This is a genomic window from Brevibacterium sp. 239c, from assembly GCF_900169365.1.
Taxonomy (GTDB): Bacteria; Actinomycetota; Actinomycetes; order Actinomycetales; family Brevibacteriaceae; genus Brevibacterium.
The window spans coordinates 56,543-69,717 of the sequence record NZ_FXZH01000012.1; the positions used below are offsets into that span (position 1 = coordinate 56,543).

Here is a 13,175-nt window from a genome sequence, read left to right on the forward strand (position 1 = left end):
TAATGAGAAGTGATTGTTATCTGTAATGGTATTTAAGCGAATGCAGGATCTGTGTGCGGTCGTAGGTAGATGGAGAGCAGAACATGATGGAGATTCAGCAGGTGCGTGCCTTTCTCGCCGTCGCCGAAGAGCTGCACTTCGGCCGTGCCGCTGCGCGGCTGGGTGTACTCCAGCCCCCGCTGAGCCGTACGATCAGGGCTCTCGAGGACGACCTCGGGGTCTCCCTGTTTCAGCGCACGACTCGGAACGTGAGGCTCTCGTCGGAGGGTGAGGCGCTGATCGAGCCTGCGAGAAAAATGCTCGAATACCAGAGTCTTGCGGTCGATTCCGTCCAGCGGGCGGCAGCGGGGGAGACCGGGCGCATCAGCTTCGGTTTCGCCAGGTCATCCTCGCGGGCTCTGGCGGCTGCCCTGGTGACAGCCTCGCGAGGGCGGAGTCCGGGCATCGTCTTCAGCCTCGAGTCCAACGTCTTCGCTGAGGAGGGTCTAGCCAGGCTGGTCGACGGAACCCTTGATCTCGCTTTGGTCCGATGGGACAAGCAGCCGCCTGGGGTGACGGGGCGACCGGTCATGATCGAGCGTCTGTGCGCCGCACTGCCCGAAGGTCATCGGCTGGCAAAACATTCCTCTCTGCGCGTGGATGAACTTGCTGACGAAGACTTCATCGCCCTGCCTGCCCATCCCAGCTCGACGCTGCGAGAGAACACCCTACGGCTGTGCCACGAGGCCGGCTTCACCCCTCGCCTGGCTCAGGCGGCGCCGGATTCGCAGACGATCGGCGCCCTTGTTGCAGCAGGACTGGGTATCTCGATCACCTTCGACTCGGTCTCGGCGAATACGCGTGAGGCGGGAACCGTGGCCGTACCCCTCGATGTCGAGCAGGATCCCTCGACTCTGTACCTGGCGCATCGGACCGGTCATGGCAAATCGTCGCTGGAGGCAGTGCTCGTCCTCGCGGAGGAGGTTCTGCCGACCGTCGTAACAGAGTGAGTGCCGCGCGTTGCCTCGATGCGCCTTACCTTGTGGCGCGGCGCCCATCGTCGGGCTGCGTCAGAGCGTCGCGTTCCACGCATCGAGCCTCTGCCGCAGGATCCCTGAGGTCATCTCGGTCCGACCGATGCCGTGGTAGTTGGGCAGCCAGGTCTCAACACGTTCGTGGGCTCGAGCTGCTGCTTGCACATCCCAAGCGTGGATATCACTGATTGTGCGTCCCAGCAGTCGTTCGTACTCCTCGAGGAAGAGTCCGGCAGCCTCGGGGGAGCCGAGGAGCACAAGGTCCTGTCGGCACCACGCCATATCGACTCCGCGCGGACCTCGGCGTGCACCCGACCAGTCGACGACTCCGGCGAGCCCGCCCGCCTTCCATAGTGCATTCCCACACCAGAAGTCCGAGTGAGTGAGTACTGGATCACGCATGTCCAGACAATCCCATTCTCGCTGAGCACGGAGTGCAAGATCAGAATGTCCGTGCGGGGGCTCTGCAGGAGTGGGTCTCAGCCCGCTGCCGTCGAGTGTGTGGATCCGCACCAGTGCAGCCGCCATCTCAGTGGCGATCACTGCTGGTGGCAGCTCGCGGTAGGGTGCAGTGCCGGCGACCCGCGAGGTCACGATGACGGGATCGCGCAGATCATCGCTGACTGCGATCAGTCGGGGAACCCAGTCACCCAGAGGTGATATCCGGTTGAGGATCTCAGCTTCCCTGACGGCCGAATCGTCATGGGCAGGGAAGGCGCGGACGACGAATTCTGTCTTTCCGTCGCTCGCCAGCAGGGTGGTTGCGTGCTGACCGCCGGTGAGGAAATCGACCAAGATCAGCTCGCGCCCGATAAGGTGGGAGGCGCTGCGGACCAGCCTGACTGCATCTGCGCTGAGCGGAGCGCTTCTCATCCTGTTGGGTTCTGCGGCTGGGATTGTGCTCCGGCCGCGAGTCCGTCGAGAAGCAGATCGAGGAGGCGTTCGCGCTGAGCGGGAGAGTCCCCGGCGACGGCGTGGCCGAGCTGGATTCCTATGAGCGAAGCCGTGACGTCCTTTGCGTCGATATCATTGCGAAGCACGCCGGCGCTGCTTCCCGCCGAGAGGAAGGCGGCGATGGTTTCAGTCACGCGAGAGCGCGTGTCCGGGGTGGCGATGGTGCCGGCGGCCCATCCTGAACGCAGCGTTTCGAACATTCCGTGCTTGAGCTCTACGAATTGGAAGTAACGTCCCGCCCAGATGTGCAGTGCCCTGTCGGCGGGGTAATCCTCAAGGAGGCTCGGAGCGGCTGCGATGACCGCGTCCAACTCTGCCGCGTAGAGGGCATCAACGAGTGCCTCGCGGGTGGGGAAGTGGCGATAGAGGGTTCCGATGCCGACTCCTGCGGCCTGCGCGATGGCGTCCAGTGACGCACCGGCGTCCCCGTCTGAGTAGGCATCGCGAGCCGCGGCGAGGATCTTGCTGCGATTGCGGAGTGCGTCGGCCCGCATGGGTGCTCCTGGGATTAGGTCGGATTCAGGGTTCATAAACGGAGGACACTCCGGTAGCGTAGTGCCCACAAAGCGGAGGAACCTCCGCTCACTGCCGATTATCACATAGGAGGCTCTCATGAGCACTGCCGAAACGAGACGCGACGCAACGATCGAGCTCGCCGGTCGCACCATCTCCAAGGTCGGATACGGGACCATGCAGCTTGAGCGCCTCGGCGATGATCCGCAGGCAGCGATCGGGGTGGTTCGGCGAGCAGTCGACGAAGGGGTGGGAGTGATCGACACCGCTCATTTCTACGGTGACGGGTTCGTCAACGACATTCTGCGGCGAGCGCTGACGGACGATGATGAGATCGTGATGTCGACGAAGGTCGGGGCCGAATACGATCCGGCGGGTGCGATCCCGCTCCGTCCGGCGCAGAAGCCGCACCAGTTGCGAGCGGGTGTCGAAGATAATCTGCGAAGTCTCGGTGTCGAACACATCGATCTGCTCTTCCTGCGCCGTCTCGATGCGGGGCCCGGAATCACTGCGGAGGGTGACCAACTGGTCGCATTGGACGACCAGCTGGCGGAGCTGGAACAGCTGCGGGCTGAGGGCAAGATCGGTCACATCGGACTGAGTGGCATCACCGGCGACTCCCTCGACGAGGCAGTTCTCGGAGTGACCGCTGCCGTGCAGAACAACTTCAGCCTCGTCGATCGCAGCGACGAACCGATTCTCCGTGCGTGTGCCGACAACGGGGTGGTGTGGATGCCGTTCTTCCCTCTGGGAGGAGCGCAGCCGGGCATCGCAAAAGTCGGTTCGCATCCTGTCATTCGTGACATGGCGGCAGCATCGGGCATCACACCGGCGCAGCTCGGCTTGGCATGGCTGCTGCACCATGCGGCGAATACCGTACTGGTTCCCGGCACCACTTCCATTGCTCACCTGAGGGAGAACCTCGCTGTCAGCGAGATCGAACTCTCCGCCAAGGTCATGGATCAGCTCGACCAGCTCGACTGGCCCGGCCAGCTCGACTAACTTGACTAGCCCGAGTGGCGAATGCCGGTTCGAGTGGCTGCTGCGACCGCCTTGGCGACATGGGCCATAGCGGATTGAGCCACAGGTTGACGGTCGGTCCCGCGCACACTTGACTCCTGCAGCATCCTCTTCAGGCCGGCCGCATATCGCCGGGCCATCATCTTCTGCGCTGCAACAGACATCGGAGCGAAGGCTCTCAGCAGCGGGTGTCCGGGAACGGAATCCGAAGTGATGGAGACACCGAGGCGACCGTCCGATCCGAGGGACGCGAGGAACATCTGCTCCCCAGACTCGAGGTGCCCGGGCAGAGTGCGATAGACGAAACCCGCTGCAGATTCTGCGTCGATGACCTCGATGACTTCGCAGGTTCCGACCGGAATTGTGAGCTCGCGTCCGCGCAGACGTGGTGCAGGCAGCGGCCAGGTCGGATTGAGCCAGAGATTCACGACCTGACCGACATGAACACGACGGACCGGACGCGCGATGACACCGGCAGACTCCTGCAGCTTCCACGTCAGGATCGCCTCCCTTGCCATCGGGAACACCTCGGCCGGTCCCAGGTCGAGGGTCTGCTTCAATCGGTTCATCCGTTATCTCCTGATGCTGCCGGCCAACTCGTCCTTGTGATTGTCGGTCGCTCCTGCCTACGATACAAACACAGCACTGAGCGAACGCTCGGTTAACTCGACGGACGATGGAGTTCACGCATGACAGAACACGCCAGCACCCAAGACCAGACTCACCTCGGCGCGCGATTCGCCGGTCAGGTCGCACTCATCACCGGTGCCAGTCGTGGAATCGGACTCGGCATCGCCAAGCGGCTGCAGGCAGAGGGTGCCACCGTCATCCTCACCGCCCGAAAACCCGAGGCCCTCGCCGAGGCGGTCGCGCAATTCCCCGAAGGCACTGCCCTGGCTATTGCCGGGAAGTCCGATGACCCCAAGCACCGCGCGGAGGTCTACGACACGATCGCGGAGAAGTTCGGTCGACTCGATGTGTTGGTCACGAACGTGGGCATCAACCCGGTCTACGGTCCGCTCATCGACCTTGACCTAGATGCCGCTCGCAAGATCCTCGACGTCAACGTCATCGGCACGCTTGCCTGGGTGCAGGAGGCAGTCCATCACGAGAAGCTGGGCTTCCGTGAGAACAAGGGGCGGGTCGTGAGCGTCTCCTCCGTAGCCGGTCAGGTTCCCAGCCCCGGCATCTCCTTCTATGGCATCTCGAAGGCAGCGGTGTCACACCTGACGAAGTCCCTGGCCGTCGAACTCGGTCCTGATATTCGCGTCAATGCTGTGGCCCCAGCAGTGGTCAAGACGAACTTCGCCACTGCGCTCTACGAAGGCAAAGAAGAGGAAGTCGCCTCCGCCTACCCAGCCAAGCGGCTCGGCACCCCCGAGGACATCGCCGCTGCCGTGGCCTACCTGGCGTCCTCGGATGCCGACTGGATCACCGCCCAGGTGCTCACCGCCGACGGTGGAGTCATCACTGCCGGCGGAAAAGCCTAGCCGGTCAAGGATTTCGCGGGAACAGAACCTCGATCGAATCAACGAATTTCGAGGTTCTGTTCCCGCGAAATCCTCGAATACGTGAGTGCGAACAGTCCGAGCTCCGCGTGAGCTGGGACCGCTATCTCGCCGTTCGTCCGACTGGCCTAGTAGCCAGCCCAGTGATCGGCCCAGTGACCGGCCCAGTGACCGGCCCGGCAACCGGCCCAGTGACCGGTCCAATGCCCTGCTCAGGACCCGGTTCAGGGCCCAGTCCACGGTGTTTGTCCGCCGTGATCTCACCCACTAGACTTGGCCCCATAAGTACATAGCCACATCAGCAACAAGTAAAACCAGCAACAAGCAGAACCACACAATTGAATACTGCCGTTAAGACATGACGTGGGAGAGCTGCTCAACTGTCGCAACCACCGGTTGCCCGAACAGTGCGAAGCAGCGCCGTAGGTGCAATTCCCTCCCCGGGAAACTCTCAGGCCCAGTACCACCGATTGCAGGCATATCTGAAGGACCGCTACCGCGCTCGCGCGTTGTCAGTCCGACAGAACGGGGAGGACCACCACTGCTCAGTGCGTCCTCCATAGGCGGGCGCGACACCGACCCGAGGACGGCATGACCAGTTCACACGCCCACACAAGTTCACTCGCGCACACCACCGCCCCCACCGGAGACACCGAACGTCCCTTCTCCGACCGGCACATCGGCCCCCGCGCCGACGACACCGCGGCCATGCTGGCCGAACTCGGCTACGACTCCCTCGAAGCGCTGTCGGCCGCAGCCGTCCCAGAATCCATCCAGATCGACGGACTCGACCTGCCCACCGGCCGCTCCGAAGCCGAGGTCCTCGGTGACCTCCGCGCGATCGCCGGCCAGAACGTCATGCGCACGCAGATGATCGGCCAGGGCTACTACGACACGATCACCCCGGCCGTCATCCGCCGCAACCTGGTCGAGAACCCCGCCTGGTACACCGCTTACACCCCGTACCAGCCCGAAATCTCCCAGGGCCGCCTCGAAGCGCTGCTGAACTTCCAGCAGGTCGTCCAGGACCTCACCGGCCTCGACATCGCCAACGCCTCCCTCCTCGATGAGGCCACCGCCGTCGCCGAGGCCGTCCTCCTCATGCGTCGAGCAGTGAAGAAGGGGACGACCGTCGTCCTCGACTCCGAACTCCATCCGCAGACCATCGCCGTCGTCCGTGCCCGCGCGAAGGCTATGGACTTCCGCGTCACCGTCGCTGACCTGGCCAAAGGCCTCGTAGGCGAAGATATCTTCGGCATCGTCTGTGCCCAGCCCGGCACCACCGGAGTCATCCGCGACTTCACCGAAGCCGTGGACGGCGCCCACGATCGCGGCGCACTTGTGACCTTCGACGCCGACCTCCTGGCCCTGACCCTGCTCAAGGATTCCGCCTCCCAGGGCGCCGACATCTCCGTGGGCTCGGCCCAGCGCTTCGGTGTTCCCCTGTTCTTCGGCGGACCCCACGCCGGCTTCATGGCCGTGAAGTCCGGCCTCCAGCGCCAGCTGCCCGGCCGCCTCGTCGGTGTCTCCAAAGATTCCCAGGGCAAACCCGGTTACCGCCTGGCCCTGCAGACCCGTGAGCAGCACATCCGCCGCCAGAAGGCGACGTCCAACATCTGCACCGCGCAGGCACTGCTGGCCAACGTGGCCTCCATGTACGCCGTCTATCACGGCCCCGTCGGCCTGACCCGCATCGCCTCCCGCATCCACCGCCTGGCCCAGGCCTTCGGAGCGTGCGCGGACACCGCACCCGGCGCCGAGGTGGTCAGCCGCGAATTCTTCGACACCGTGGCCATCCGCGTCGCCGACGCAGAAGCAGCCAGAGTCGTGTCCGAACGCGCCGGTTTCAATATCCGCGTCATCGACGACTCCACCATCGGCGTCTCCTTCGGCGAACCACACTCGGTCGCCGATGCCAACGGACTGCTTGAAGCCCTGGGAATCATTGCCCGCATCGATGAAGCGGACTTCGAAGCCGCCTCGGCGGGGACATTCGGTGCCAACCATGTTCCGACCCCAGCCTTCGACGCGACCTTCCACCGCGATACCGAGTTCCTCACCCACCCCGTCTTCAGCGCACACGGGTCCGAGACCTCGATGATGCGCTACCTGCGCACCCTCGCTGACCGGGACCTGGCGTTGGATCGGACCATGATCCCGCTCGGCTCGTGCACGATGAAGCTCAACGCCGCGGCGGAGATGGAACCCATCACCTGGCCGGAGTTCGCTTCCATCCACCCCTTCGCCCCCGTCGAGCAGACTCATGGCTGGCGAAACCTCATCACCCGTCTGGAGAACTCGCTCGTCGAGGTCACCGGCTATGACCGTGTGTCCCTGCAGCCCAATGCAGGCTCTCAGGGTGAGCTGGCCGGGCTGCTGGCGATCCGCAACTTCCATGTGGCCAACGGTGAGGCCAACCGCGACGTGGTCCTCATCCCGCAGTCGGCTCACGGCACCAACGCCGCATCTGCGGTCCTGGCCGGACTCAAGGTCCAGGTCATCGCGACCGCCGAGGACGGCTCGGTCGACATGGCCGACCTCGACGCGAAGATCGAGAAGAACGCGGACAATCTCGCTGCGATCATGATCACCTACCCGTCGACCAACGGAATCTTCGAGTCCGAGGTCCGCGACGTCTGCGAGAAGATCCACGCAGCCGGCGGCCAGGTCTACGTCGATGGTGCGAACCTCAACGCCATGGTCGGTCTGGCCAAGCCCGGCGAGTTCGGCGGCGACGTCTCCCACCTCAACCTGCACAAGACCTTCTGCATCCCCCACGGTGGCGGCGGACCCGGTGTCGGACCGGTCGCGGTGCGCGAACACCTCGCCCCGTACCTGCCCGGCGATCCCACCGCGGCCGAACTCGTGGCCGGTGCCGAGGATGCCCACGAACTGCCGATCTCGGCCTCGATGTTCGGCTCCGCCGGCGTCCTGCCGATCAGCTTCGCCTACCTTGAGCTGATGGGCGGCGACGGACTGCGCGAGGCCTCGCGTGCAGCACTGCTGGGGGCGAACTACCTGGCGGCCAAGCTCCACGATGTGTTCCCCATTCTCTACTCCGGTGAGCACGGACTCGTCGGCCACGAAACCATCCTCGACCTGCGCGAGGCCACAGCGAAGTCGGGCGTGACCGCCGAGGATGTGGCCAAACGCCTCATCGACTTCGGTTTCCACGCCCCGACCCTGGCGTTCCCGGTCCCCGGGACCCTGATGGTCGAACCGACCGAGTCCGAGGACAAGGACGAACTCGATCGCTTCATCGAGGCCATGCGCGTCATCCGAGCCGAGATCGATTCGATCGGCGACCAGTACACCTACGAGGAGTCGCCGTTGGCCGGTGCCCCACACCCAGCCACCGTCGTGATGGATGACTGGGATGCCAAGTACTCCCGCGACACCGCTGTGTTCCCGGTCAAGGGATTGCGTCAGACCAAGTACTTCCCGCCGGTCAGCCGCATCGACGGTGCTTATGGCGACCGCAACCTGGTGTGCACCTGCCCACCGCCAGAGGCCTTCGAGGTCAACGATGGAGAGGACGACTGATGAGTACCGAGAATTCGACGCGCGAGACCCCACTGCACGGAATCCATGAGCAGCTGGGTGCATCTTTCACCGACTTCGGCGGATGGGACATGCCGCTGAAGTACGGATCCGAACTGGCCGAGCACCGAGCCGTGCGTGAGGCAGCAGGCATCTTCGACCTCTCCCATATGGGAGAAGTCCGCCTCACCGGCTCCGATGCCGCCGCTTTCCTCGACTACGCGCTCGTGGCGAAGTACTCGAAGATGAAGATCGGCAAAGCCAAGTACGGTGTGCTGGTCAACGAAGCCGGCTACATCCTCGACGACCTCATCACCTACCGGATCGCTGACGAAGAGTTCCTCATCGTCCCGAACGCCTCGAACACCCCGACCGTCGTCGCGACCTTGAAGGAACGCCTGCAGAACTTCCTGCAGGGGGAGTCCCCAGGTGCCGATGCCAAACTCTTCGACGAGTCAGAGGACACGGCACTCATCGCCGTGCAGGGGCCGAACTCCGCGGCCATCATCCTTCGGGCCCTCGACGAGGGTGCACATGGGGAATTCGGGCCCGCGACCACCTCGGCGGACGGATCGACGGCCAACGATGCGGCCGTCGACGGCTCCGGCGATGATTCCTCGGTGAACTCGACAGGGATCACCGTCGGCGAGGCGGTCCGGGAGCTGAAGTACTACGCATGGATGCCGCTGACGATCGCGGGCATCGACCTGATGCTCGCGCGCACCGGCTACACAGGCGAGGACGGCTTCGAACTCTACATTCCCAACATCGCAGCCGAGCGTTTGTGGGAGACCCTGACAACCGCGGGAGTCGACTACGGCCTCGTGCCCTGCGGCCTGGCCTCGCGTGATTCGTTGCGCCTGGAAGCCGGCATGCCGCTCTACGGCAACGAACTCAGCCTCGAGACCTCGCCCTACGACGTGGGTCTAGGCCGCATGATCGGGTTCAAAACGAAGGAGAACTTCGTAGCTCGTGACGCGTTGGCCAAGCTGGGGGAGACCGAACCGGCACGCGTGCTCGTCGGCCTCACCTCCGCTGGCCGCCGCGCCGCACGGTCCGGGGCAACCATCTTCGCTTCTGCAGATGAGGTCGGTGCCGAGGACGGCACTGCCGTCGGAACCATCACCTCCGGACAGCCCTCGCCGACGCTGGGACACCCCATCGCCCTGGCGTTCCTCGACCGCGGGCTGGGCGATCCGGGCACATCCGTGTTCGTGGACATCCGCGGCAAGTCCCACGAATTCACCGTGGCCGAACTTCCGTTCTACAAACGCGGCGAGAACTGATCCACCGAACCTGATGTTGTTGCCCCCGGTGGCTCGTACACTGGGGGGCACCTGCTCACCCATACAGCTGTCAACCAGCAGAAAAGGACAATCATGGCTGAATTGCCTCCGCTCCCAGACAACTTCACGTACTCCGCTGAGCACGAGTGGATCAACGCCGGTGCCGACGCCATTGTCGGCAAGACGGTGAAGATCGGCATCACCGCGGTCGCCTCTGACGCCCTCGGCGAGGTCGTGTACGTGGATCTGCCGGAAGTCGGCGACACCGTCACCGCAGGCGAAACATGTGGCGAGGTCGAATCGACCAAGTCGGTCTCTGACCTCTACTGCCCCGTCACCGGCGAGGTCACCTCCATCAACGAGGCAGCCACGGACAACCCCGGACTGCTCAACTCCGACCCCTACGGCGACGGCTGGCTGTTCGAAGTCAACGTCACCGAACTGGGCGAAGTGATGGATGCAGCAGGCTACGCAGAGGCCAACTCCCTCTGACACAATCTCCGACCGATGGGACCGACCACAGCTGAAACATCCGGCCCGTGGCCGGTCCCATCGATCACACGAAAAGAATCGGAGTATTTTCCATGCCACTGAGCGTCTTCGATCTCTTTACCGTCGGCATCGGCCCGTCGAGTTCCCACACCGTCGGCCCGATGCGAGCGGCATCGAGCTTCCTCACACTTCTGGGCGACAAGCTCGGATCCGTTGCAGACATCAAGGTTGATGTCTTCGGGTCCCTTGCCGCCACCGGTGCCGGACACGGCACCTTTGACGCCATCCTGATCGGCCTGGAAGGCTGTTCTCCCGAGCACGTCGAAGCCAATGAACTCACCGCCCGCCGGACCCGCATGTCCGAGACCGGCACAATCCTCCTCGGCGACGTGGCCGGGGACTCGGATGCCGCTGCTGGCGGTGTCGAGATCGCCTTCACCGAGAACGATATGGTCAAACGTCCCCTGACCATCAAGCCCCGCCACACGAATGCCATGACCATTGCCGCCTTCGATGCTGAAGGCAAGACGATGGCCGAAGAGACCTACTACTCGGTGGGCGGCGGCTTCGTCACCTCAGAGACCGAGTTCCGTGAGAAGGAGCAGGCCGCCGAGGCTGTTGCTGAGTCCGGAACCGATGACGCCAACGAGTTCGCCGTTGCCGACGCTGTCATCGACGCCGAGCTGCAGGCTTACAGTGAAGAACTGCCCTACCCGTTCCACTCGGCCGTCGAACTCCTGCAGCGCTGCAAGGAGACCGATATGTCGGTCGCTGAGATCATGCTCGTCAACGAGAAGTCGATGCGCGATGAGGACGAGATCCGCCACGGTCTCCTCCACATCTACTCCGTGATGGAGGAATGCGCCTCGGCGTCCTTGGACCGTTCGGGCTACCTGCCAGGCGGACTCAAGGTGCGCCGACGGGCTCACGACTGGTATCTCAAGCTCAAGGCCGAGGACCCCGAACGTGACCCCGGATACTACCTGGAGTGGGTCAACCTCATCGCCATGGCCGTCAACGAGGAGAACGCTTCTGGCGGACGCGTGGTCACCGCGCCGACGAATGGTGCGGCGGGCATCATCCCCGCGGTGCTCCACTACGCACTGAACTATGTGGATTCTGTGGTCAAGGGCGGCGAGGCTGCCAAGCACAGGGCGATCGTGGACTTCCTGCTCACCTCGGCGGCGGTGGGTGTCCTGTACAAGGAGAGAGCGTCGATCTCCGGCGCCGAGGTGGGCTGCCAGGGTGAGGTCGGATCCGCGTCGTCGATGGCCGCCGGGGGACTGGCCGCCATCATGGGCGGAACTCCCGAGCAGGTCGAGAACGCCGCCGAGATCGCGATGGAGCACAACCTGGGCCTGACCTGCGACCCGATCGCCGGGCTCGTTCAGGTCCCGTGCATCGAACGCAATGCGATCGCGGCAGGCAAAGCGATCAACGCCTCGAGGATGGCGCTGTGGGGCGATGGCCAGCACAGGGTCAGCCTCGACGAGGTGATCGAGACGATGCGCCAGACGGGCGCCGATATGAGCTCGAAGTACAAGGAGACAGCGCAGGGCGGCCTCGCCGTCAACGTCGTGGAGTGCTGAGGTAGCCCGGGCCGCCGAGGTAGGCGGGGCCAGGGGCTCCTGTGAAGCCCGGCGCGCATGCCGAGACACAGGCTAAGGGCCGAAACACAGGTTAGACGCCGAGGAGCGCCCTTGCGCCCTATGTGTGAGGCTGTGTCTCCATCGAGACCACGCCGGAGCGTCCATACACCTACGCACGCATAGGTGTATGGACGCTCCGGCGCTGTATCGGTGCCGGGTGCCGGCGACAGCCTCCGTTGAGGCGCCCTTTCCCACACCCGCCTCTCCCACACCCGTACACCCGCGCCCTCCTCTCCCACACCCGTACACCCGCGCCCTCCTCTCCCACACCCGTATACCCGCGCCCTCCTCTCCCACACCCATTCAATAACCAGCCCTGCCGCACGTCTCAATGAGGCGGGCGCTGGCTTCAGCGCCTGTCGAAAAGTCATCCCGAAGTCACGACTCGAAGCGGCGGCGAAACGTGGAACATCCGTGGAACCGCAGTTCCAAAGGTGTTGAAATGTAACGAAACGATAACGAAGCTCTGTCCCGGCATGAGCGCGCGGGAGCGCCCTGGCGCATCCCAGAGATGCCATGGGGAAACCCGGGTTCGTGACGTGCGGAACACGCGCGGGAATCACACCGGAATGTGGCGTGAATCGCCGGTTTTCGAGTTGACGCTCATCCTCAGGTCGTTAGGTTTGGGGGCGTGAGAAACGCAGTCGCTGAACCTCAAACAGAAACCGATGTCCGGACTCCAACCATGGAGGACGGTCAACACATGTGGAGACTGGCTAAAGATTCGGCCGTTCTCGACCTTAACTCCTCGTACTCCTACATCCTGTGGTGCCGTGATTTCTCGGCCACCTCGACCATCGCGCGAATCGGCGGAGAGCCCGCCGGGTTCGTCACCGGTTACACCCGCCCGGATCGGCCCAACACGCTGATGATCTGGCAGGTCGCTGTCTCGTCGGACTTCCGCGGACACGGATTGGCGAAGACCATGCTCAACGAGCTGGCCGACCGCACCAATTCGCTCCGCCTGGAGACAACGATCACCGATGATAACGATGCGTCGAACCGTCTGTTCCAGTCATTCGCTGAGCAGCGCGGAGCGTCGTGCGAACGGCGTGCGCTGATCACCCCGGATCTGTACCCGGACGGACACGACACCGAGTACCTGTACGAAATCGCACCACTTTGATGCACCGCTGAAAAGCCTGGTGCCACCAGGCGCCCTGGGGATCAGCTGATCCCGACTGGGACGCCGACCGGCGA

11 protein-coding genes and 1 riboswitch are annotated in these 13,175 nt (G+C 63.9%); of the genes, 8 read left to right on the forward strand and 3 right to left on the reverse strand.

Translation table 11 applies throughout. The features are described 5' to 3' along the window. Positions 1 to 83: 83 nt before the first annotated feature. Positions 84 to 989 (forward strand): LysR substrate-binding domain-containing protein, encoded by a 906-nt coding sequence (locus BSP239C_RS12165; RefSeq protein ID WP_101573216.1) that lies wholly within the window; start codon positions 84 to 86, stop codon positions 987 to 989. 60 nt (positions 990 to 1,049) lie between these two features. On the opposite strand, the gene BSP239C_RS12170 is transcribed toward BSP239C_RS12165, so the two are convergent. After that, the gene (locus tag BSP239C_RS12170; protein WP_101573218.1) at positions 1,050 to 1,886 is read right to left on the reverse strand and encodes a phosphotransferase family protein; all 837 of its coding nucleotides are present in this window, start codon (positions 1,884 to 1,886) and stop codon (positions 1,050 to 1,052) included. Further along, entirely contained in the window at positions 1,883 to 2,461 is a 579-nt protein-coding gene (locus BSP239C_RS12175; protein ID WP_226841746.1) for a TetR/AcrR family transcriptional regulator, read from the reverse strand. Before BSP239C_RS12175 ends, BSP239C_RS12170 begins: the two co-directional genes overlap by 4 nt. Positions 2,462 to 2,579: 118 nt before the next feature. On the opposite strand from BSP239C_RS12175, the gene BSP239C_RS12180 reads away from it, so the two are divergent. Next, complete coding sequence (locus BSP239C_RS12180; protein ID WP_101573222.1) at positions 2,580 to 3,482, forward strand: aldo/keto reductase; 903 nt, start codon at positions 2,580 to 2,582, stop codon at positions 3,480 to 3,482. A 5-nt stretch (positions 3,483 to 3,487) separates the two neighbouring features. Here the strand turns inward: BSP239C_RS12180 and BSP239C_RS12185 are convergent, their stop codons facing one another. Continuing rightward, complete coding sequence (locus BSP239C_RS12185) at positions 3,488 to 4,069, reverse strand: DUF1990 family protein (RefSeq protein WP_101573224.1); 582 nt, start codon at positions 4,067 to 4,069, stop codon at positions 3,488 to 3,490. Positions 4,070 to 4,189: 120 nt separating this feature from the next. On the opposite strand from BSP239C_RS12185, the gene BSP239C_RS12190 reads away from it, so the two are divergent. The 6 genes from BSP239C_RS12190 to ectA all read left to right on the forward strand — a co-directional run bounded on the left by BSP239C_RS12190 (position 4,190) and on the right by ectA (position 13,101). Further along, complete coding sequence (locus BSP239C_RS12190; RefSeq protein WP_101573226.1) at positions 4,190 to 4,990, forward strand: SDR family oxidoreductase; 801 nt, start codon at positions 4,190 to 4,192, stop codon at positions 4,988 to 4,990. A 372-nt stretch (positions 4,991 to 5,362) separates the two neighbouring features. Beyond that, a riboswitch (glycine riboswitch) is annotated at positions 5,363 to 5,484 on the forward strand. A gap of 115 nt (positions 5,485 to 5,599) precedes the next feature. Continuing rightward, positions 5,600 to 8,551 (forward strand): aminomethyl-transferring glycine dehydrogenase, encoded by a 2,952-nt coding sequence (gcvP, locus tag BSP239C_RS12195; protein ID WP_101573228.1) that lies wholly within the window; start codon positions 5,600 to 5,602, stop codon positions 8,549 to 8,551. After that, a complete protein-coding gene (locus BSP239C_RS12200; RefSeq protein WP_101573230.1) occupies positions 8,551 to 9,834 on the forward strand; it encodes an aminomethyltransferase family protein in 1,284 nt (427 codons plus the stop codon). The genes gcvP and BSP239C_RS12200 overlap by 1 nt, the downstream gene beginning before the upstream one ends. A gap of 93 nt (positions 9,835 to 9,927) precedes the next feature. After that, positions 9,928 to 10,326, forward strand: coding sequence for a glycine cleavage system protein GcvH (gcvH, locus tag BSP239C_RS12205; protein ID WP_180959004.1), 399 nt, complete (start codon positions 9,928 to 9,930; stop codon positions 10,324 to 10,326). 92 nt (positions 10,327 to 10,418) lie between these two features. Next, the gene (locus tag BSP239C_RS12210; protein ID WP_101573232.1) at positions 10,419 to 11,915 is read left to right on the forward strand and encodes an L-serine ammonia-lyase; all 1,497 of its coding nucleotides are present in this window, start codon (positions 10,419 to 10,421) and stop codon (positions 11,913 to 11,915) included. Positions 11,916 to 12,660: 745 nt separating this feature from the next. Further along, complete coding sequence (gene ectA / locus BSP239C_RS12215; RefSeq protein WP_180959005.1) at positions 12,661 to 13,101, forward strand: diaminobutyrate acetyltransferase; 441 nt, start codon at positions 12,661 to 12,663, stop codon at positions 13,099 to 13,101. Positions 13,102 to 13,175: the final 74 nt, after the last annotated feature.

Bases quoted from the DNA above. Each gene is read 5' to 3' on its own strand.
- BSP239C_RS12175 (WP_226841746.1), bottom strand. From the start codon at position 2,461: ATGCGGGCCGACGCACTCCGCAATCGCAGCAAGATCCTCGCCGCGGCT.
- gcvP (WP_101573228.1), top strand. From the start codon at position 5,600: ATGACCAGTTCACACGCCCACACAAGTTCACTCGCGCACACCACCGCC.
- BSP239C_RS12210 (WP_101573232.1), top strand. From the start codon at position 10,419: ATGCCACTGAGCGTCTTCGATCTCTTTACCGTCGGCATCGGCCCGTCG.
- BSP239C_RS12185 (WP_101573224.1), bottom strand. From the start codon at position 4,069: ATGAACCGATTGAAGCAGACCCTCGACCTGGGACCGGCCGAGGTGTTC.
- BSP239C_RS12190 (WP_101573226.1), top strand. From the start codon at position 4,190: ATGACAGAACACGCCAGCACCCAAGACCAGACTCACCTCGGCGCGCGA.
- BSP239C_RS12165 (WP_101573216.1), top strand. From the start codon at position 84: ATGATGGAGATTCAGCAGGTGCGTGCCTTTCTCGCCGTCGCCGAAGAG.
- gcvH (WP_180959004.1), top strand. From the start codon at position 9,928: ATGGCTGAATTGCCTCCGCTCCCAGACAACTTCACGTACTCCGCTGAG.
- BSP239C_RS12170 (WP_101573218.1), bottom strand. From the start codon at position 1,886: ATGAGAAGCGCTCCGCTCAGCGCAGATGCAGTCAGGCTGGTCCGCAGC.
- ectA (WP_180959005.1), top strand. From the start codon at position 12,661: ATGGAGGACGGTCAACACATGTGGAGACTGGCTAAAGATTCGGCCGTT.
- BSP239C_RS12200 (WP_101573230.1), top strand. From the start codon at position 8,551: ATGAGTACCGAGAATTCGACGCGCGAGACCCCACTGCACGGAATCCAT.
- BSP239C_RS12180 (WP_101573222.1), top strand. From the start codon at position 2,580: ATGAGCACTGCCGAAACGAGACGCGACGCAACGATCGAGCTCGCCGGT.